Origin of the sequence: Streptomyces sp. 71268 (genome assembly GCF_029392895.1) — a bacterium.
Lineage (GTDB): Bacteria > Actinomycetota > Actinomycetes > Streptomycetales > Streptomycetaceae > Streptomyces.
This window is the reverse complement of sequence record NZ_CP114200.1, coordinates 1,005,605-1,024,463: the sequence shown is the minus strand read 5'-3', so window position 1 is coordinate 1,024,463 and position 18,859 is coordinate 1,005,605. Positions and strand designations below refer to the sequence as shown.

The window sequence follows — 18,859 nt, the reverse complement described above, 5'->3', positions numbered from 1 at the left end:
CTGCGACATCGCTGAACCCGATCGGAAGGCAGAGAGTGTCCTCTTCCATCACCGCGCCCGAGGGCATCATCAACCCGCCGATTGATGAGCTGCTTGAGGCCACCGACTCGAAGTACAGCCTGGTGATCTACGCCGCCAAGCGTGCTCGTCAGATCAACGCGTACTACTCGCAGCTCGGCGAGGGCCTGCTGGAGTACGTCGGCCCCCTCGTGGACACCCACGTCCACGAGAAGCCGCTGTCGATCGCGCTCCGCGAGATCAACGCGGGCCTGCTGACCTCCGAGGCCATCGAGGGCCCGGCGCAGTAGCCGCGCGAGCGGTAGGTTTTTCTCACACCACGGGCCCGGCAGCGGGCCCTCCGGCGCGGGCCGGGGGAGCGGCTGCCGGGCCCGTGGTGTGTCATGGGCCCATGGGAGAGCGCGGGGAGAAGCGAGCGATGGAAGAGTCCACCAACCAGCCGGCGGCCGAAGCGACGGCGGGCGCGGGGCGGGAACCACACGCCGGGGCGGGTGGGCCGGCGGGAGTCGACGCCGGGGCCGGGACCCGCAAGCCCTCCGTGGTGCTGGGCGTGAGCGGTGGCATCGCCGCCTACAAGGCGTGTGAGCTGCTGCGCCGCCTGACCGAGTCGGGCCACGACGTACGGGTGGTGCCCACCGCGTCCGCCCTGCACTTCGTCGGCGAGGCCACCTGGTCGGCGCTGTCCGGTCACCCGGTCTCCACGGAGGTCTGGACGGACGTGCACGAGGTGGCGCACGTACGTATCGGGCAGACGGCCGACCTGGTCGTGGTCGCCCCGGCCACCGCCGACACGCTGGCCAAGGCCGCCCACGGGCTCGCCGGCGACCTGCTGACCAACACCCTGCTCACGGCCCGCTGCCCGGTCGTCTTCGCGCCGGCCATGCACACCGAGATGTGGGAGCACCCCGCGACGCGAGAGAACGTGGCGACCCTGCGGCGGCGCGGCGCGGTGGTCATCGAGCCCGCCGTCGGCCGGCTGACCGGCGTGGACACCGGCAAGGGCCGACTGCCGGACCCGGGCGAGATCTTCGAGGTGTGTCGCCGCGTGCTGGCCGCCGGCCCGGGCGCCGGCGCCCGGCGCGACCTCGCGGGCCGGCACGTGGTGGTGAGCGCCGGCGGCACCCGGGAGCCGCTGGACCCGGTGCGCTTCCTGGGCAACCGCTCTTCGGGCAAGCAGGGGTACGCGCTGGCCCGCGCGGCCGTGGCCCGTGGCGCGCGGGTGACGCTGGTCTCCGCGAACAGCGCGCTGCTCGACCCGGCCGGCGCGGACGTGGTGCGGGTGGGTACGGCGGTGCAGCTGCGCGAGGCGATGCTGAAGGCCGCGCCCGACGCGGACGTGGTGGTCATGGCGGCGGCCGTGGCCGACTTCCGGCCCGCGACGTACGCGACCGGCAAGATCAAGAAGCGGGACGGGCAGGAGCCCGAGCCCATCGCCCTGGTGCGGAATCCGGACATCCTCGCCGAGCTCTCGGCCGAGCGCGCCCGCCCCGGCCAACTCGTCGTCGGCTTCGCGGCCGAGACCGACGACGTGGTGCCCAACGGCCGGGCCAAGCTCGCCCGCAAGGGCTGTGACCTGCTGGTCGTCAACGAGGTGGGCGAGCACAAGACGTTCGGCGCGGAGGAGAACGAGGCCGTCGTGCTGGGCGCCGACGGCAGCGAGACCCCCGTCCCGTACGGGCCCAAGGAGGCGCTCGCCGAGACCGTCTGGGACCTGGTGGCCCGCGCGCTGCCCCCGGCGGCCGACGCCTGACCACGGCCCCGCCGCACCGCGCGCCCCAGGCCGGGCGCGCGGAGGCGGCGGGCGCGCCTCGGCCCCGGTCTCCTTCGCGTACCGCCCGAGCCGGCCGGAGCGCGCGAGACCCCCGGTTCGACCGGGTAGCGCCGAAGTCGGCGCGAAAGAGCCCCCCAGGGTGTCGCCGAACACCTCATTCACCCCACGCAAGTGTGTGTGACAAGTCACCCTGTGCCCGTGTTGCGAGACACGCGGCCCAATCGGCGAGAACGACGGATAAACTGACCTCGGATTCGCGTGGGCGCAGCTCCCGCGCGTCTCCGCCCATGCTCAGCCAGCAGCCGCTGCAACCCCAGGGAGCGATGTGTCCCGCCGCCTGTTCACCTCGGAATCTGTGACCGAGGGCCACCCTGACAAGATCGCTGACCAGATCAGCGACACCATCCTCGACGCCCTCCTCAAGGAGGACCCGCACTCGCGGGTCGCCGTCGAGACCCTGATCACCACCGGACTGGTGCACGTCGCAGGCGAGGTGACGACGAAGGCGTACGCGCCGATCGCCTCCCTCGTGCGCAACAAGATCCTCGAGATCGGTTACGACTCCTCCAAGAAGGGCTTCGACGGAGCCTCCTGTGGCGTCTCCGTCTCCATCGGCGCGCAGTCGCCCGACATCGCCCAGGGTGTCGACACCGCGTACGAGGCCCGGGTCGAAGGCTCGTCCGACGGGAGCAAGGACGACGACCTCGACAAGCAGGGCGCGGGCGACCAGGGGCTGATGTTCGGCTACGCCTGCGACGAGACCCCCGACCTGATGCCGCTGCCGATCCACCTTGCGCACCGGCTCTCGCGCCGCCTGTCCGACGTGCGCAAGAACGGGACGATCCCGTACCTGCGCCCCGACGGCAAGACCCAGGTCACCATCGAGTACGACGGCGAGAAGGCCGTCCGCCTGGACACCGTGGTCGTCTCCTCGCAGCACGCGTCCGACATCGACCTGGACTCGCTGCTCGCCCCCGACATCCGCGAGTTCGTCGTGGAGCCGGAGCTCAAGGCCCTGGTGGACGACGGCATCAAGCTGGAGACCGAGGGCTACCGACTGCTGGTCAACCCGACCGGCCGCTTCGAGATCGGCGGCCCGATGGGCGACGCCGGCCTCACCGGCCGCAAGATCATCATCGACACCTACGGCGGCATGGCCCGCCACGGCGGCGGCGCCTTCTCCGGCAAGGACCCGTCCAAGGTGGACCGCTCGGCCGCGTACGCCATGCGCTGGGTCGCCAAGAACGTAGTCGCCGCGGGCCTGGCCTCGCGCTGCGAGGTCCAGGTCGCGTACGCGATCGGCAAGGCCGAGCCGGTCGGTCTCTTCGTGGAGACCTTCGGCACCGCCACCGTCGACGCCGAGCGCATCGAGCAGGCCATCGCCCAGGTCTTCGACCTGCGTCCGGCCGCGATCATCCGCGACCTCGACCTGCTCCGTCCGATCTACGCCCAGACCGCCGCGTACGGCCACTTCGGCCGCCCGCTGCCGGACTTCACCTGGGAGCGCACGGACCGGGTGGACGCGCTGCGGCAGGCCGCAGGGCTCTGAGCAGAGCCCGTAGCGGCGCCTGACGGCGCGCTCGCGCGCCGGCCCGTCCAGCACGCCCGCGGCCCCGAACCCGACGAGGGTTCGGGGCCGCGGGCGTTGTGCCGGGGCCGGATGGCGGGTGTCGCGGCGCGATCTGGCATGAGCGGCTGGCCATGCTCGCACGGTGTGCGCGGCCCGGCCCCCTGTCAGTGCCGTCTGCTAAGACTGGTGCTGTGAGCAGCGAGAACGGGCAGTCGGGTGACGAGCCGGCGCGTGCGGGGCGCGGCGGTGGGAGGGCTGGTGACGCGGCGGGCGGGCGGGGCGCTCGGGCGAGGAAGGAGAGGCCCGGCGGCGGGCCTGGCGCGGGGGACGGCGCCGGGGAGCAGCTCGCGCTGATCCGCGAGACGGTGCGCAAGACCAAGGCGCCCAAGGCCAAGCCGCGCACCTGGCGTGGCGCGCCGCTGGCCAAGGAGCGGCCGGTGGCGCGGGTGCTCGTCGACAAGGGCCCGGTGCACCTGGACAAGCTCTGGGACTACGCGGTCCCGGCCGAGCTGGACGCCGCCGCGCAGCCCGGGGTGCGGGTGCGGGTGCGGTTCGGCGCCGGCACCGGGCAGGTGCGCGGCGGGCGGCGCGAGGGCGGCGGACTCCTCGACGGGTACATCCTGGACCGCGTCGCCGAGTCGGACTACCAGGGTCCGCTCGCCGCCATCGCCCAGGTCCTCTCGCCTGAGCTGGCCTTGCGACCCGAGCTGCTCACCGTGTGCCGCATGGTCGCCGACCGGTACGCGGGGTCGCTGGCCGACGTGCTCCAGCTCGCCGTGCCGCAGCGGCACGCGCGGGTGGAGGCCCAGCCGTCCCCCGCGCCGCTGCCGCCGCCCGCGTCGCCCGAGCCCGGGAGCTGGGCGCGCTATCCGCACGGGCCGAGCTTCCTGCGCGCGCTGGCCAGGGGGGACGCCCCGCGCGCGGTGTGGACCGCGCTGCCCGGGCCTGACTGGCCGATGGAGCTGGCCCGAGCCATGGCCGCCACGCTCGCCGCCGGCCGTGGCGCGCTCGCCGTGCTGCCCGACGGGCGCAGCGCGGCCCGCGTGGACGCCGCCCTCAGCGAGCTGCTCGGCCCGGGGCAGCACGCGCTGCTCACCGCCGACAGCGGCCCCGAGGAGCGCTACCGCCGCTGGTTGGCGATCAACCGTGGCGCGCTGCGCGCCGTGGTCGGCACCCGGGCCGCGATGTTCGCCCCCGTGCACCGGCTGGGCCTCGTCGCGATCTGGGAGGACGGCGACAGCAACCACAGCGAGCGGCACGCCCCGCAGCCGCACGCCCGCGAGGTGCTGCTGCTGCGCAGCGCGCACGAGCGTACGGCGTTCCTGCTGGGCAGCGTCAGCCGTACGGTCGAGGCGGCCCAGCTCGTGGAGACCGGCTGGGCGCTGCCGCTCGCCGCTGAGCGGGAAGTGGCCCGGGGCGTGGCCCCGTTGATCCGTACGGTCGGTGACGAGCAGTTGGGGCGGGACGCAGGGGCCCGCGCCGCCCGGTTGCCCAGCCTCGCCTGGCGGACCGCGCGCGAGGGGCTGCGGCACGGCCCGGTGCTCGTGCAGGTCCCGAGGTGGGGCTACGTGCCACGGCTGGCCTGCGCGGACTGTCGTACGCCGGCGCGGTGCGGGCGCTGCCAGGGGCCGGTGCAGGCGCCGGCGGCCGGCGCCGCGCTGTGCTGCGGCTGGTGCGGTACCGAGGTTCCCGACTGGCACTGCGCGGAGTGCGGCGGACGGCGTACGCGGGCGCGGGTCGTCGGCGCCCAGCGCACGGCCGAGGAGCTGGGGCGGGCCTTTCCCGAGGTACCCGTGCTGGCCTCCGGGCGCGACCACATACGCGAGTCGGTGCCCGACCGTCCCGCCCTGGTGGTCGCCACCCCGGGCGCCGAGCCCATCGCCCCCGGCCCCGGGTACGCGGCGGCCCTACTGCTCGACGGCTGGGCGCTGCTCTCGCGCCCGGACCTGCGTGCCAGCGAGGTGGCGCTGCGGCGTTGGTTGACGGCGGCGGCCCTGGTGCGCGGGCAGGACGCGGGCGGCGTGGTCACCATCGTGGCCGAGCCGACGCTGCGCCCCGTGCAGGCCCTGGTGCGCTGGGACCCGGCCGGGCACGCGGCGCGGGAGCTGGGCGAGCGGGCGGAGCTGGGCTTTCCGCCGGTCTCCCGGATGGCGGCGGTCTCCGGGCCGCCCGCGGCGGTGGCCGGCCTGTTGCGCCTGGTCGACCTGCCGGACACGGCGGAGGTCCTCGGCCCGGTGCCGGCCGTTGACCCGCGCCCTGGGCCGGCGCGCGCGGGGGGCGCCGAGCCGTCCGCGCCGCTGCTCGGCGCGCCGGAGGAGCCGGGGGGCTGGGAGCGGGCCCTGATCCGGGTACGGCCGGGCCAGGGCGCGGCCCTGGCGAGCGCCCTCAAGGCCGCCCAGGCCCAGCGGTTGACGCGCAAGCAGGGCGATCCGGTGTGGGTGCGGGTGGACCCGCCCGACATCGGTTGAGGCCGGGTTCGCCGGCCGTGGCCACGGCGTCGGGCCGGGGCGGCGGGCGCCTACCGCTGCCGATCCGGTGGGCTTGGCGGGTGGCGGCGCGGGGGCACGCCCCCCGTTCGCGCGATCCGTCGGCAGGCCGGCCGGGGCGTGACGGCCGGGCGCGGCGACGGCCCCACACCACGCTGGCCCGGCGGGGGTGAGCCGCCGGGCCAGCGTGGTGTGGGGAGGGTCGCGTCGGGCGTCAGCCGTTGCGCGGTCCGGGGAGCGCGCCCGAGCGGGCGTCCTCGCGGAGTGCGGGGGCCGAGCTTGCGGCCGCGGCGGGGAGCGAGGGCACCGAGCGGGCGGCGGGCACGATCGGCGTCGCGTCCGCCGGCCGCTCGGCCGTGCGCAGTGCCTCGCCGCCGCCCTCGGCACCGCCGGTCGCCGTGGACCGGCGGCTGCCGTAGCGCCGGTGCACCGCCTGCTTGGTGACGCCGAGCGCCGAGCCGACCGCGTCCCACGAGAAGCCCAGCGAACGGTCGAAGTCCACCGCGGCCGTCACCAGCGTCTCGATGCTGTCCCGCAGCTCCTGCGCCAGCCGTACCGTGGGGGCTGGCGCCCGCCCGTAGACGACGAAGCCCGCGGACGGGCTGGTGCGTCGCGGGCGGTAGACGTTGCCGAGCTGGGCGGTGAGGGTACGCAGTGCGTCCACCTGCCGCCGGACCCGCTCGATGTCCCGGACCAGCAGATGCAGGCTGGCCCGAGCCTGGGCGTCGTGGGTTGCGTGGTCGGCCATGAACAAGCCTCTCGAACCGGCGTTGAAGTCGCTTGGGAAAAGGATCGGGCCGCTGGAGCGGCCCGATTCGGTCAATCTGACTTGACCAACGCGACAGCCGCCCTCGTGGTCACGGTCCGGGGCGCGCGACGCCGATCGCGTACGCCCCCTGATCGGGTGGGTTCGGGCGGGCCCCGGCGGCGGGACTCCGTACGAGGCGGCGGCCTAGACTGGGGCGCCGTTCCGCAGCGTGTGAGAGGTAGTCCGCCAGACATGAGGCTCGTCTTCGCCGGTACCCCCGAGGTCGCCGTACCCGCCCTGGACGCTTTGCTCGCGTCAGACCGGCACGAGGTCGTGGCCGTGGTCACCCGGCCCGACGCGCCGGCCGGGCGCGGCCGGCGGCTGGTCGTGAGCCCGGTCGCGCAGCGCGCCGAGGAGGCCGGCATCGAGGTGCTGAAGCCGGCCAAGCCGCGTGACGAGGACTTCCTCGCCCGGCTGCGCGAGATCGCGCCCGACTGCTGCCCGGTGGTGGCCTACGGGGCGCTGCTGCCCAAGGTCGCGCTGGACATCCCGGCCCGTGGCTGGGTCAACCTGCACTTCTCGCTGCTGCCCGCCTGGCGTGGTGCGGCCCCCGTGCAGCACGCCGTGCTCGCCGGCGACGAGATGACCGGCGCCTCGACCTTCCTCATCGAACAGGGCCTCGACTCGGGGCCGGTGTACGGCGTCCTCACCGAGCAGGTGCGCCCCACCGACACCAGCGGCGACCTGCTGACCCGGCTCGCCTTCGCCGGCGCGGGGCTGCTCGCGGCGACGATGGACGGCATCGAGGACGGCACCCTGCGACCGGTGCCGCAGCCGGCCGATGGCGTCTCGCTCGCGCCGAAGATCGAGGTGGAGGACGCCCGGATCGACTGGGCGGCGCCCGCGTTGCGCGTGGACCGGGTGGTGCGCGGCTGCGCCCCGGCCCCCGGGGCCTGGACGGTCTTCCGGGGCGAGCGGCTGAAGGTCAAGTCCGTACGGCTGGTCACCGACCGCGCCGACCTCGCGCCGGGCGAGATCGCCGCGACGAAGAACGCCGTGTTCGCCGGCACCGGCAGCCACGCCGTCGAGCTGCTGTGGGTGCAGCCGCAGGGCAAGAAGCCGATGGCCGGGGCCGACTGGGCGCGCGGGGTGCGCATCGCGGCGGGGGAGCGGTTCGAGGCGTAGCCCGGCGGCGCCCGTCGAGCCGGACCCCGGCTCGGCGGGCGCGGCGCTCGGCGGGGCGGGGCCCGGGGGCACCCTGGACAGCCCGTCGCCGGCTGCCCAGACTGCTGGCGGTGCGGCGGGGCCCAACTCCCTTCGGAGTTCGGGGTGTTCACGCCCGCGCTGGTCGTCCCCGACGAGATGAGGTGGCGCTCATGCGGTTCAGCTACGCCCTGCTCCCCGACTACCCGCTCCAGGACTCACTGGCCTCCATCCGGCTCGCCGACGAACTCGGCTTCTACGCGTGTTACGCGGCGGACGAGACCTGGCACAAGGACCTGTGGTCGCTGTTCGCGGTGGCCGCGGGACAGACCCGGAACATCCGACTCGGCCCGAGCGCCTCCCCGGTCACGCTGCGCGAGCCGACGCTGATCGCCCAGGCGCTGGCCACGCTGGACGAACTGTCCGCCGGGCGCGCCGAGGCGGTGCTGGCCAGCGGCAACTTCGGGCTGCTGGCGCAGTACGGCATCGAGGGCATGAGGGGCCGCCCGCTGTCGCGGGTGAAGGAGGCGCTCGGCGTGGTGCGCACCCTGCTGGACGAGGGCACCATCACGCGGCGGGGCGAGTTTTTCAGTTACGAGGGCCTGTTCACCTTCGCCCGCCCCGTACAGGAGCACCTGCCGCTCAAGCTGGGGGCGATGCGCGGGCCGAAGTCCTTCGAGGCCGCTGGGGAGTTGGCGGACGGCTGTCACCACGCCATGAGCTGTACGCGCGAGGCGCTGACGTACGCGGTGGAGCACGTGCGCGCGGGCGCGGAGCGCGCGGGGCGGGACTGGCGGAGCCTGGACCTGGGCGCGTGGGTCGTCTTCGCCACCGGCCCGGAGTCCGCGCCGGCCAAGGAGGCCGCGCGCAGCATGGTCGGCCTGTACGCGTCGGCCATGCCCGACGAGCAACTGCGACGCAACGGGGTGGACCCGAGCGAGCTGCGGCCCGTCCTCGACGCGGTGCGCGCCGGCGACCTGGCCCGCGGCATCGAGCTGACCAGCCCGGAGGTGGTCGAGCGGCTGTCGATCGCGGGGACGCCCGAGGAGTGCGCGGAGGCGATCCGTACCCAGCTCGTGCCCGCCGGCATCAACCACGTGATCTGCGCGATCACCGACAAGACGCTGGTCAGGGCGTTCACCGGGCGGGAGTTGGCCGGGGTGGCCAGCGTGGACGAGCAGTTGCGCCTGATCCACGAGGCGGTGCGGCCGGCGGTCGGGTGACACCGGCCCGGACCCCGCTCGGACCCGGCCCGGGTTCGGGCCCGGGGGCGCGCAGCGCGCGGGGCCCGCCGTGGCACGTACGCTGGGAGAGTTCGTCTTCCCAGCTCCGGAGCACCTTTCGTGAACGATCGCCGCCGTCCAGCCAAGCCCTACCGCCGACCGAAGAAGGACCCCGTGCGGGTGCTCGCCTTCGAGGCGCTGCGGGCCGTCGACGAGCGTGACGCCTACGCCAACCTCGTACTGCCCCCGCTGTTGCGCAAGGCCAGGGAGGGCGGCGGGTTCGACGCGCGGGACGCCGCGCTCGCGACCGAGTTGGTGTACGGCACGCTGCGCTGGCAGGGCACGTACGACGAGATCGTCGCCGAGTGCGTGGACCGGCCGCTGCGCGAGGTGGACCCGCCGGTCCTCGACGTGCTCAGCCTGGGGGCGCACCAGCTCCTCGGCACCCGGATTCCCACGCACGCCGCGGTCAGCGCGACCGTGGAGCTGGCGCGGGTGGTGCTGGGGGACGGGCGGGCCAAGTTCGTCAACGCCGTGCTGCGGAAGATCGCCGCGGACGACCTCGACGGCTGGCTGCGCCGCGTCGCCCCGCCCTACGACGAGGACCCCGAGGCGCACCTGGGTGTCATGCACGCCCACCCGCGCTGGGTGGTCTCCGCGCTGTGGGACGCGCTGGGTGGCGGCCGGGCCGGGATCGAGGACCTGCTCGCGGCCGACAACGAGCGCCCAGAGGTGACGCTGGTCGCCCGCCCGGGGCGCTCGGACACGGACGAGCTGCTGGCGGCGGCGGGCGAGGACCGGGCCCTGCCGGGTCGCTGGTCGCCGTACGCGGTGCGGCTGGTGGACGGCGGCGAGCCCGGGGCGCTGGACGCGGTCCGCGAGGGGCGCGCCGGCGTGCAGGACGAGGGCAGCCAGCTGGTGGCCATGGCGCTGGCCAACGCGCCGGTCGAGGGCGCCGACGCGCGGTGGCTCGACGGCTGCGCGGGCCCCGGTGGCAAGGCCGCGCTCCTGGCGGCGCTCGCAGCGCAGCGCGGCGCGACGTTGCTGGCGGCCGAGAAGCAGCCGCACCGGGCTCGCCTCGTGGCCCGCGCGCTGGCCGGCAACCCGGGCCCGTACCAGGTGGTGACCGCCGACGGCACCCGCCCGGTGTGGCGGCCCGGCTCCTTCGACCGGGTCCTGGTGGACGTGCCGTGCACCGGCCTCGGCGCGCTGCGCCGGCGGCCGGAGGCGCGCTGGCGGCGCCGGCCGGCGGACCTGGAGGGGTTCGCCCCGCTCCAGCGCGGGCTGCTGCGCGAGGCGCTGGCGGCGGCGCGGGCCGGCGGCGTGGTGGCGTACGTGACCTGTTCGCCGCACATGGCCGAGACCCGGGCCGTCGTGGACGACGTGCTGAAGTCGGCCGGCGGCGCCGAGTGGATCGACGCCCGCCCCCTGCTGCCCGACGTCCCCGGCCTCGGCGACGGCCCCGACGTGCAGCTCTGGCCGCATCTGCACGGCACGGACGCGATGTACCTGGCGTTGCTGCGCCGTACGGGGTGAGGTGCGGGCCCGTGCCGTCAGCCGCCGCCTGCCTCGGCGGCGGGGCCGCGGGCGCCCTCTCGGGTGAGCGCCCACAGCGCGAGCGCGAGGCAACTGACCGTGGCGCCGAAGGCGCACACGGCGCCCCAGCCGGCCGCCGCGTAGAGGGAGGTCGCGACGATGGCGCCGGTGGCGCTGCCGATCGAGTAGAAGACCATGTAGCCGCCGATCAGCCGGCTGCCCGCGGTCGGGTGCCGGGCGTGGATCAGGGTCTGGTTGGTGACGTGGACGGCCTGCACGGCGAGGTCGAGCAGGACGACGCCGACGGCCAGGGCCCACAGCGAGCCGCGGGTGTGGGCCAGGGGCAGCCAGGAGGCGGCGAGCAGCGCGAGGGCGGCGCCGGTGGCCCACCGCGCGTGCCCGCGGTCGTTCAGCCGGCCCGCCACCGTCGCGGCCAGCGCGCCCACCACGCCGACCAGCCCCCAGGCCCCGATCGCGGTGTGCGACAGGGAGTGCGGCGCCTCGCTGAGCGGTAGCGCGACGCTGCTCCACAGCGTGCTGAACGCGGTGAATATCAGCAGGCCGAGGGCGGCCCGCAGGCGTAGCAGGGGCTCCCGCGCGAACAGGGTGACCGTGGAGCGCAGGAGTCGCCCGTAGGGCAGGGCCGCCGATGGGGCGCCGGTGTGGCGCGGCAGCACGCGGTGCAGGACGAGCGCGAGCAGCGCGGTGAGCACCGCCGACGCGAGGTAGACGGAGCGCCAGCCCGCGAGGTCGGCCATGGCGCCGGAGGCGGTGCGGGCGAGCAGGATGCCGCTGACCACGCCGCTGGTCACCATGCCGACGACGCGTCCGCGCTGGGCGGGCGGGGCCAGCGACGCCGCGAAGGCCACCAGCGTCTGGGTGACGACGGCGAGCAGCCCCATGGCGACCATGCCCGCGAGCAGGACCGCCGCCGTGGGGGCTACGGCGATCGCCGCCAACGCCGCGACCAGGAGCAGCAGTTGGGTCACGACGAGCCGCCTGCGGTCGGCCACGTCCCCCAGCGGTACGAGGAAGAACAGGCCAAGGCCGTACCCGACGTGCGTGAGCGTGACGACGCCGCCGACCAGCGCCGGGCTCATGGCGAGGTCCTGGCCGACGGTGACCAGGAGCGGTTGGGCGAAGTACACGTTGGCCACGGCGGTCCCGCAGGCGACGGCGAACAGCAGCAGGGCCCCGCGGGACAGGACGTATCCGGGCCCCTCCTCGGTCGGGGGCGTGTCACGGGCCGTGGGCGGGGGCGGTGCGGGCGCGCGGTCGGTGGCCATTCGGTTCCCCTCCAGATCTGGTTTCATCTTGCTACCAGGCGGCACGCTAGCCTTACCGGTAGCATGTTGCAACCAGATGGACGCGCGGGGAGTGGAGGACGACATGGTGACGAGGACCCGGTTCGACGACAGCGACTGCCCCGTCGCGCGCTCGGTGGACGCCATCGGCGACTGGTGGTCCCTGCTGATCGTGCGCGACGCCTTCGACGGCAGCCGCCGCTTCGGGGAGTTCCAGCGCGGCCTGGGCGTGGCGAAGAACATCCTCACCGCGCGGCTGCGCGCGCTGGTCGCCGGCGGCGTCCTCGCCTCAGTCCCGGCGTCGGACGGCAGCGCCTACCGCGAGTACGTGCTGACCCCGAAGGGCGAGGCCCTCTTCCCGGTCATCGTGGCGCTGCGGCAGTGGGGCGAGGCGCACTTCTTCGCCCCCGACGAGGAGCACTCGCGACTGGTCGACCGCCGCGACGGGCACCCCCTGCGCGCGCTGGAGGTCCGGTCGTCGGACGGGCGCCCGCTGCGCCCCGACGACACCACCGTCCACAAGGTCACCACCCGGTAGGGCGCCCACCGGCGGCCCCGACCCGACCGACCCGCGAGTTGACCCCGCGTGGCCCGCAACGATGCGCGTACGGCCCCCGGTTGCTGGCCTGCGCGCCGGCCGCCGCCTCCGCGCGCCACTCACCCGGCGCCTCCGAGCCACCCGACCTCGACCCGCGCCGGCCGGCGGGCGTACGCGCGTGACCTGGGCGCCCGGAGCGGCCGGGCGGTGTGCGCGGTGATCCCCGACGCTGCCCGTGGGCGCCCGGCGTGGCAGGCTTGGCGGCATGGCCGTTCAGATCAGTCCCAGCATCCTTTCCTCCGACTTCTCCCGCCTGGCGGAGGAGACCGCAGCCGTCTCGGGGCCCGATGGCGCCGACTGGTTGCACGTTGATGTCATGGACAACCACTTCGTGCCGAACCTGACGCTCGGCGTGCCGGTCGTCGAGTCGCTCGGCAAGGCGACGGGCGTGCCGCTCGACTGCCACCTGATGATCGAGGACCCGGACCGCTGGGCCCCGCAGTACGTGGAGGCCGGCGCGTCCTCGGTGACCTTCCACGTCGAGGCGGCGCGCGCGCCGGTGCGGCTGGCGCGCGAGATCCGGGCCAAGGGGGCCCGCGCCGCCATGGCGCTCAGGCCGGCGACGCCCATCGAGCCGTACGAGGATCTGCTGCCCGAACTCGACATGTTGCTGGTCATGACGGTCGAACCCGGCTTCGGCGGGCAGGCGTTCCTCGACATCATGCTGCCGAAGATCCGCCGCACCCGGGAGTTGATCGGACGACACGGCCTCCAGATGTGGCTGCAAGTGGACGGAGGGGTTTCGTCTTCGACCATTGAACGCTGTGCTGAGGCCGGAGCCGACGTGTTCGTCGCCGGTTCCGCCGTCTACGGCGCCGACGACCCGGCCGACGCCGTACGCCGACTGCGGGCCCAGGCGCAGGAAGCGACCGCGAGTGCCGCATGGGCATGCGGACACTGAGCCACGGCTTGGTGAACGCCAAGGTAAAGGGCGAACCAAGGACCGCCGTTTCTGACAGGATGACGGTTGAGTCCAGAACGTGAACAGTGAGGAGAACGCGGTGTCGACGGGCCGTTCAGCCACGCGGATGGGACCCGCCGAGCTGGTGCAGGCGGCGGCTATGGCGCGCCGCTTCTACCTGGAGGGCAAGTCCAAGATCCAAATCGCCGAGGAGTTCGGCGTCAGCCGCTTCAAGGTGGCCCGCGTGCTGGAGACCGCGCTCGACCGCGATCTGGTGCGCATCGAGATCCGGGTGCCCGCCGAGCTCGACGCCGAGCGCTCGGACGCCCTGCGCGCCCGCTACGGGCTGCGCCACGCGGTGGTGGTCGAGTCCGCGCCGGCCCTGACGGACGGCCCGGACGACGCGGCGGGCCCCGCGACCACCGCCCCCACCGACCCGGAGAACCTGGGCGAGGTGGCCGCCGACCTGCTCGGCGAGCTGGTCGACGAGGGCGACGTGCTCGGCCTGGCCTGGGGCCGGTCCACCATCAACATGGCCGCCGCCCTGCACCGCCTCCCGCCGTGCACCGTCGTCCAGCTCACCGGCGTGTACGACGCGGGCACGGCCGAGCGCGGCTCGGTCGAGGCGGTGCGCCGGGCGGCGGCCGTCTCCGGCGGCGAGGCCCACCCCATCTACGCGCCGATGCTGCTGCCCGACTCGGCGACCGCCGCCGCGCTGCGCCGGCAGCCCGGCATCGCCCGCGCCTTCGAGTACTTCGACAAGGTCACCGTGGCGGCCGTGTCCATCGGCTCGTGGGCGCCGGGCATCTCCACCGTCTACGACATGCTCAGCGACGAGGAGCGGGCGCAGTACGCCTCGCTCGGCGCCGCCGCCGAGATGTCGGCCCACCTCTTCGACGCCGAGGGCCGCCGGGTCGGCCGCGACCTCGGGGAGCGCTGCATCACGGTGGAGGCCGACCGGTTGCGCCGCATCCCGGAGGTGGTGGCCATCGCGGGTGGGCTGCGCAAGGCCGAGGCGATCGGCGCGGTGCTCCGCTCCGGCCTGGTGACCAGCCTCGTCACGGACACGGCCGTCGCGGACTACCTCCTGCTCGAGACCGGCCCCGGCCCGCGCCCGGCCCTCGACCGGGCCGACCCGGACGGCGCGAGCTAGCCCCGCACGACCGCGCGACACGTCTGACGCCCCGAGCTCCGCCGGCCCGGGGCGTCAGACGTGTCGGGGTACGGGATCAGTAGAGGTCGTTCTCGTAGTGGTGTTCCAGCGTGGCGTCCAGGGAGCCGACCTGGTCGCCGAGGGTGCGGGCCATCTTGCCGGCGTTCTCCGCGACGGTCATGGCGGAGAAGCTGCTGCCGAAGGTCAGGGCGTCGGCGAGGTGGCGGGCGTCGCCGTCCCACAGCTTGGCCCGGATCACGGCCTTTCCGCACTGCCCGAACACCTCGCGGACCCGCACGATGGTCGCGAGCACGGCGGGCTTGCCCTCGGCGCCGAGCCGGTCGAGCAGTTCGGTGTCGTCGGTGATGAACGCGTCCCCGTTCACCCGTAGCACCTCGCGTACGCCGGGTACGAAGAACGCGAGCCCCACGGCCGGGTTGCGGGACACGTTCTCGAAGGTGTCGGCGAGCCGGTTGCCGGGGCGCTCGGGCAGGGCCAGCGTCCACGGGTCGAGCACCCGCACCGCACCCGGCGGGTCGCCCTTGGGGCTGGTGTCGAGCTGTCCCAGCTCGTCGGCGGAGGCCACCACGCAGAACGTGCTGTGCGCGATGAAGCGGGTGGCGAACTCCCCGAGGTAGGGCTCCTTCTTCTCCGCGATGAAGGGCAGCGGGTGCCCCAGCACCTCCCGCACCCGGGCCAGGCCGATCGGCCGGTAGTCGTCGGCCGCCGTCCGGGCCGGCGCGGCCCCGCGCGGCGGGTCGATGGTCTCGGTCAAGGTCGTCCTCCTCGCGACGCGCACCGCGCCGTTCCGTCAGCCGTCGGGCGGTCACACATCGAGCACCAGCCGTCTGCCGCGGGCCCGGGACACACAGGGGTACATGCGGTCGCCGGCCGCGCGCTCGTCCGCCGAGAGGATGTCGTCCAGGTGCTCGGGTACGCCGTCGAGCACCCGGGTCTCGCACGTACCGCAGACGCCCTCCCGGCAGGAGCCGACCACCGGGACGCCGGCCGCTTCGAGCGCGCTCAGGACGGAGCGGTCGGCGGGCACGGTCACCGTGGTCTCCGAGCGCGCGCACACCACCTCGACCTCGGCCCGTGGCACGGCCGGCCTCGGCCGCGCCGCGAACCGCTCCATGCGGACGGTTCCCGGGTCCCAGTGCGCGCTGCCCTCCTCGATCGCGGTCAGCAGGGACTCGGGACCGCAGGCGTACAGGGCCGTGCCGGGGCGGGGTGGGGCGAGCCAGTCGCCGAGCGGCATGCGGCCCGTCTCGTCCTTCGGGTAGCGCCACACGTGTTCGCGGTGGGGCGCGAGTTCGTCGAGGAAGGCCATCGAGGCCGCCGTGCGACCGCCGTACGCCAGTCGCCACGGCACGCCCCGGCGCACGGCCTCCCGCACCATCGGCAGGATCGGCGTGATGCCGATGCCACCCGCGATGAACAGGTACGCCGGCTCCGGTCGGAAGCCGAAGTTGTCTCGTGGGCCGCGCACCCGCACCGGCTGCCCCGGGCGTAGGAAGGCGTGCACGTACTCCGAACCGCCACGGCTGCCGCGCTCGCGCCGTACGCCGACGCGGTAGCGGGAGCGGTCCGTCACCGAGCCGCACAGCGAGTACTGGCGGGCGATCCCGGTGGGCAGGACCAGCTCGATGTGGGCGCCGGGGCGCCAGGGCGGCAGGTCGCCTCCGTCCGCCGCGGCCAACTCGACGGAGACCACGCCCTCGGCCTCCCACCGCAGTTGCCGTACCACCATCGCCAGCTCGTCCGCCGGTGTGCGCGGGCGAGCCGGGGCCACCTGTCGCATGGGCCACCCCCAAGTAAAAGATTAACGTTGTTATCAACGATGAATTCAAGGTAGTGATAACGTTGTTAACGTGTCAATCAGAACTCAGAGGGACGGCAGTCGGGCCAGGACGCCGCTGCGGGCCGAGACGGTGGCGCGTACGGCGCTCGCGCTGGTCGACTCCGGCGGCCTGGAATCACTGACGATGCGTCGGCTCGCCGCGAGCTTGGAGGTCCAACTGCCCACGCTGTACCGGCTGTTCGACAACAAGCAGGCGCTGCTCGACGAGATGGCCGAGACGCTGCTGGCCGGCGTCCTGGCGCGGGCCGACCTCACGGGCGACACCTGGGAGGAGCGCGCCGCGGCCCTCGCCCGCGCGCTGCGCGAGACACTCCTCGCGCAGCGGGACGGGGCGCGCGTCGTCGGCGGCACCTACACGGCCCAACAGGCCACGCTCACCCTCGCCGACACCATGCTGGCGATCCTGGGGGAGGCGGAGCTGCCTCCGGAGAAGGCGCTGTGGGCCGCCACCACCCTCTTCAGCTACGTACTGGGCGAGGTGCTCGAACAGCAGGGGGCGACCGGCGGCGAGACCGAACTGCTCGCGGCCTCGGTACGGGACGGGCGCTACCCGCGCCTGGCCGCCACTCCGTGGGAGCGGTTCGTCGACTTCGACGCGCGCTTCGACTTCGGGGTCCGCGTCCTGACGGCCGGGCTGCGCGCGGAGTGCGCCCGGCGCCCGTGACCTCCGCGCCCGGCGCCCGTGACGTACGCACGTAGCGCCCGTGGCGACGGTCGAGCGCGCCCCGTACCCGGCCGACGTCACCCGCGCCCGGCCGCCGGTCCCCCCGCTCGTCCGCAGTATGAGATGCCTCTCCGGGATGTGGTCGGTTTCTGCCAGCATGCCCGCCATGCAGCAGCGGATTACCAGCCGCGGCGTGCCGGCACCGAGCCCGGGGGAGTGACCTCCCCGAACTCACCGCCCGCACGCAGACCTCTCGCGCCTCGCGAGGGGTCTTCTCTGTTTCCGGACCCAGAGACAGGACCACCCCGCATGGAACACACCCGGCTCACCGTCACGCTCCGGCCCGGCCGTGGCACGCTCGTACGGCTCGCCGCCACCCTCAACCACCACCAGGTGCTGGACTTCGCGTACACGGCGGCACCGGCGGACGCGGCCACGTCCGTCGAGGCGTCGGCGAGGGTGACCACCGCCGTCATCCGCGTGCCACGGGCCCACGCGCCGCGCGCGCAGCAGAAGCTGCGCAGGCTCGTCGACGTGCTCGACGTGGCCGTTGACCCCGCGCCGCCCGGCGCCGCCTCGACGGCGCCGGGCGGTCGCACGCCGAGCGCGGGGGCGCCACCGCGCTGACGTGTGGACGGGTGGTGACCCCGCCGCTAGTGGGGGTTGGCGGGCCAGCGCAGGAGCGCGCCGAGCCCGCCCACCGGGGCGGTGGCCGGGTCGCTGACGACGACGGCATCGGCCCCGCCGGCGATCGCCGCGCGCACCAGCGCGTCGTCCGCCCGGGCCGGCGCGGGGCGCACCGCCCCCAGGTACTGCAACTCGGTGCTGCGAACGGCCAGTTGGTCACCCTCCGGCCCGATCCACACCTCGCGGCCGTTGTCCTGGCCGTCCGGGGTGACCAGCAGCGTGTCGATCTGGTGCTCGCGGGCCGCCTCCACCAGGGCGGGCACCCCCGCGATGGCGTTGCCGCCGCCGTCGTCGTGCGTCGCGGCGTGGAAGCGGTCCAGCACCTCGCTCACGTGCTCGGTCTCGTGCGCGGCCCGCACCTGGGCGATGTCGCGTTCGAGCCGTGCGCTGCCGGAGCCCGTCGAGCGGGCGCCGTGCTCGCTCTCCGCCGTCACCGCCCGCAGCGGCTCGGGCAGCCGGTCGCGCACCGCCTTGCGCTCGCGGGCGTCGCCGACCAGCAGCATCACCTCGGCGCCGCAGCGCTGCCACATCTCGTGGGCGGCGTTGGCGATCTCGGCGGCGTTCTGCTCCCAGGTGTTCTCGACGGCCGTCTGGAAGTGCCGCTCCGACCAGTCGGCCGACGCGGTCTTGTGTATCGGCCAGTCGGCCCCGCTGACCTGCCCCGTCTCGCGCTGCCCGGCGTCGTCGCGGACCTCGAAGTCGGCCCCGGTGCGGTCCACGTACGCCACCAGGCACGGCGTCGGGTCGCCGACGGACCGCAGCAGGGGCGTGATCCTCGGCAGCGCGGACCAGGTGGTCATCGGGGTGGCCGGCGGGCCCGGGAGCGGCACGTCGAGCACGACCTCGCCGTCGGTGGCGAACACGGCGCGCCCGGCCCGCTTGCCGGACGCCGGGGGCCGGCCGATCGGCCCGGCGTCCGGGCCGTTGAACAGGGCCTTGTAGACCGCGTCGCGGGTCGCCGCGCTCGCGCCGAGTTCGGCGAGCTCCTGGGTCGCGGCGCGGGCCGTCAGCTCCTGGTGCTTGGCCGCGTCCTCCGTGGTGTGCGAGGTGTCGGCGTAGACCGAGGCCCAGGGGCCGGGATGGGGGAGGATCGGACGGAGATCCGAAAGGCGCATGATGCCTCCTTGCGTTTCGGT

Annotated in this window: 17 protein-coding genes; 12 read left to right on the top strand and 5 right to left on the bottom strand. The window is 74.8% G+C overall.

Translation table 11 applies throughout. The features are described 5' to 3' along the window. Positions 1-35 precede the first annotated feature (35 nt). The 4 genes from rpoZ to OYE22_RS03730 all read left to right on the top strand — a co-directional run bounded on the left by rpoZ (position 36) and on the right by OYE22_RS03730 (position 5,827). Positions 36-308: a DNA-directed RNA polymerase subunit omega gene (gene rpoZ, locus OYE22_RS03745; RefSeq protein ID WP_005319902.1), complete on the top strand. Its 273-nt coding sequence runs from the start codon at positions 36-38 to the stop codon at positions 306-308. Positions 309-436: 128 nt separating this feature from the next. Further along, entirely contained in the window at positions 437-1,768 is a 1,332-nt protein-coding gene (gene coaBC, locus OYE22_RS03740) for a bifunctional phosphopantothenoylcysteine decarboxylase/phosphopantothenate--cysteine ligase CoaBC (RefSeq protein WP_277319074.1), read from the top strand. Positions 1,769-2,114: 346 nt separating this feature from the next. Beyond that, positions 2,115-3,338, top strand: a complete 1,224-nt coding sequence (metK, locus tag OYE22_RS03735; protein ID WP_277319073.1) for a methionine adenosyltransferase — start codon at positions 2,115-2,117, stop codon at positions 3,336-3,338. A gap of 212 nt (positions 3,339-3,550) precedes the next feature. Next, entirely contained in the window at positions 3,551-5,827 is a 2,277-nt protein-coding gene (locus tag OYE22_RS03730) for a primosomal protein N' (RefSeq protein ID WP_277319072.1), read from the top strand. A gap of 232 nt (positions 5,828-6,059) precedes the next feature. Here OYE22_RS03730 and OYE22_RS03725 read toward each other — a convergent pair whose 3' ends face one another. Further along, on the bottom strand, positions 6,060-6,593 hold the full coding sequence (locus OYE22_RS03725; RefSeq protein WP_277319071.1) for a hypothetical protein: 534 nt from the start codon (positions 6,591-6,593) through the stop codon (positions 6,060-6,062). Positions 6,594-6,845: 252 nt separating this feature from the next. On the opposite strand from OYE22_RS03725, the gene fmt reads away from it, so the two are divergent. The 3 genes from fmt to OYE22_RS03710 all read left to right on the top strand — a co-directional run bounded on the left by fmt (position 6,846) and on the right by OYE22_RS03710 (position 10,555). After that, positions 6,846-7,778, top strand: coding sequence for a methionyl-tRNA formyltransferase (gene fmt, locus OYE22_RS03720; RefSeq protein ID WP_277319070.1), 933 nt, complete (start codon positions 6,846-6,848; stop codon positions 7,776-7,778). Between the two features lie 191 nt (positions 7,779-7,969). Further along, a complete protein-coding gene (locus OYE22_RS03715; RefSeq protein ID WP_277319069.1) occupies positions 7,970-9,019 on the top strand; it encodes an LLM class flavin-dependent oxidoreductase in 1,050 nt (349 codons plus the stop codon). A gap of 120 nt (positions 9,020-9,139) precedes the next feature. Beyond that, on the top strand, positions 9,140-10,555 hold the full coding sequence (locus tag OYE22_RS03710; RefSeq protein ID WP_277319068.1) for a transcription antitermination factor NusB: 1,416 nt from the start codon (positions 9,140-9,142) through the stop codon (positions 10,553-10,555). Between the two features lie 17 nt (positions 10,556-10,572). Here the strand turns inward: OYE22_RS03710 and OYE22_RS03705 are convergent, their stop codons facing one another. After that, positions 10,573-11,841, bottom strand: a complete 1,269-nt coding sequence (locus OYE22_RS03705) for an MFS transporter (protein WP_277319067.1) — start codon at positions 11,839-11,841, stop codon at positions 10,573-10,575. Between the two features lie 103 nt (positions 11,842-11,944). Between OYE22_RS03705 and OYE22_RS03700 the strand changes: the two genes are divergently transcribed. From OYE22_RS03700 to OYE22_RS03690, 3 genes are all read left to right on the top strand, one after another. Continuing rightward, positions 11,945-12,397, top strand: a complete 453-nt coding sequence (locus OYE22_RS03700) for a helix-turn-helix domain-containing protein (protein WP_277319066.1) — start codon at positions 11,945-11,947, stop codon at positions 12,395-12,397. A gap of 265 nt (positions 12,398-12,662) precedes the next feature. Then, positions 12,663-13,358: a ribulose-phosphate 3-epimerase gene (gene rpe / locus OYE22_RS03695; RefSeq protein WP_277319065.1), complete on the top strand. Its 696-nt coding sequence runs from the start codon at positions 12,663-12,665 to the stop codon at positions 13,356-13,358. A gap of 127 nt (positions 13,359-13,485) precedes the next feature. Further along, positions 13,486-14,511, top strand: coding sequence for a sugar-binding domain-containing protein (locus OYE22_RS03690; protein ID WP_277323968.1), 1,026 nt, complete (start codon positions 13,486-13,488; stop codon positions 14,509-14,511). Positions 14,512-14,587: 76 nt separating this feature from the next. Here the strand turns inward: OYE22_RS03690 and OYE22_RS03685 are convergent, their stop codons facing one another. Next, the gene (locus tag OYE22_RS03685; RefSeq protein WP_277319064.1) at positions 14,588-15,286 is read right to left on the bottom strand and encodes an MSMEG_1061 family FMN-dependent PPOX-type flavoprotein; all 699 of its coding nucleotides are present in this window, start codon (positions 15,284-15,286) and stop codon (positions 14,588-14,590) included. Positions 15,287-15,337: 51 nt separating this feature from the next. Further along, positions 15,338-16,312 (bottom strand): PDR/VanB family oxidoreductase, encoded by a 975-nt coding sequence (locus OYE22_RS03680; protein ID WP_277319063.1) that lies wholly within the window; start codon positions 16,310-16,312, stop codon positions 15,338-15,340. Positions 16,313-16,382: 70 nt separating this feature from the next. Here OYE22_RS03680 and OYE22_RS03675 point away from each other — a divergent pair, with 70 nt between their 5' ends. Together OYE22_RS03675 and OYE22_RS03670 are read left to right on the top strand one after the other, a co-directional pair. Continuing rightward, positions 16,383-17,036, top strand: a complete 654-nt coding sequence (locus tag OYE22_RS03675; RefSeq protein ID WP_277319062.1) for a TetR/AcrR family transcriptional regulator C-terminal domain-containing protein — start codon at positions 16,383-16,385, stop codon at positions 17,034-17,036. Positions 17,037-17,345: 309 nt separating this feature from the next. Continuing rightward, complete coding sequence (locus tag OYE22_RS03670; protein WP_277319061.1) at positions 17,346-17,663, top strand: hypothetical protein; 318 nt, start codon at positions 17,346-17,348, stop codon at positions 17,661-17,663. 26 nt (positions 17,664-17,689) lie between these two features. On the opposite strand, the gene OYE22_RS03665 is transcribed toward OYE22_RS03670, so the two are convergent. Further along, on the bottom strand, positions 17,690-18,838 hold the full coding sequence (locus tag OYE22_RS03665) for a Vms1/Ankzf1 family peptidyl-tRNA hydrolase (RefSeq protein WP_277319060.1): 1,149 nt from the start codon (positions 18,836-18,838) through the stop codon (positions 17,690-17,692). Between the last annotated feature and the right edge of the window lie 21 nt (positions 18,839-18,859).

Excerpts from the sequence above, each read along its gene's own strand:
- OYE22_RS03700 (WP_277319066.1), top strand. The coding sequence starts at position 11,945 with ATGGTGACGAGGACCCGGTTCGACGACAGCGACTGCCCCGTCGCGCGC.
- OYE22_RS03680 (WP_277319063.1), bottom strand. The coding sequence starts at position 16,312 with ATGCGACAGGTGGCCCCGGCTCGCCCGCGCACACCGGCGGACGAGCTG.
- OYE22_RS03690 (WP_277323968.1), top strand. The coding sequence starts at position 13,486 with ATGGGACCCGCCGAGCTGGTGCAGGCGGCGGCTATGGCGCGCCGCTTC.
- OYE22_RS03715 (WP_277319069.1), top strand. The coding sequence starts at position 7,970 with ATGCGGTTCAGCTACGCCCTGCTCCCCGACTACCCGCTCCAGGACTCA.
- OYE22_RS03705 (WP_277319067.1), bottom strand. The coding sequence starts at position 11,841 with ATGGCCACCGACCGCGCGCCCGCACCGCCCCCGCCCACGGCCCGTGAC.
- OYE22_RS03665 (WP_277319060.1), bottom strand. The coding sequence starts at position 18,838 with ATGCGCCTTTCGGATCTCCGTCCGATCCTCCCCCATCCCGGCCCCTGG.
- OYE22_RS03670 (WP_277319061.1), top strand. The coding sequence starts at position 17,346 with ATGGAACACACCCGGCTCACCGTCACGCTCCGGCCCGGCCGTGGCACG.
- rpe (WP_277319065.1), top strand. The coding sequence starts at position 12,663 with ATGGCCGTTCAGATCAGTCCCAGCATCCTTTCCTCCGACTTCTCCCGC.
- fmt (WP_277319070.1), top strand. The coding sequence starts at position 6,846 with ATGAGGCTCGTCTTCGCCGGTACCCCCGAGGTCGCCGTACCCGCCCTG.
- OYE22_RS03725 (WP_277319071.1), bottom strand. The coding sequence starts at position 6,593 with ATGGCCGACCACGCAACCCACGACGCCCAGGCTCGGGCCAGCCTGCAT.
- coaBC (WP_277319074.1), top strand. The coding sequence starts at position 437 with ATGGAAGAGTCCACCAACCAGCCGGCGGCCGAAGCGACGGCGGGCGCG.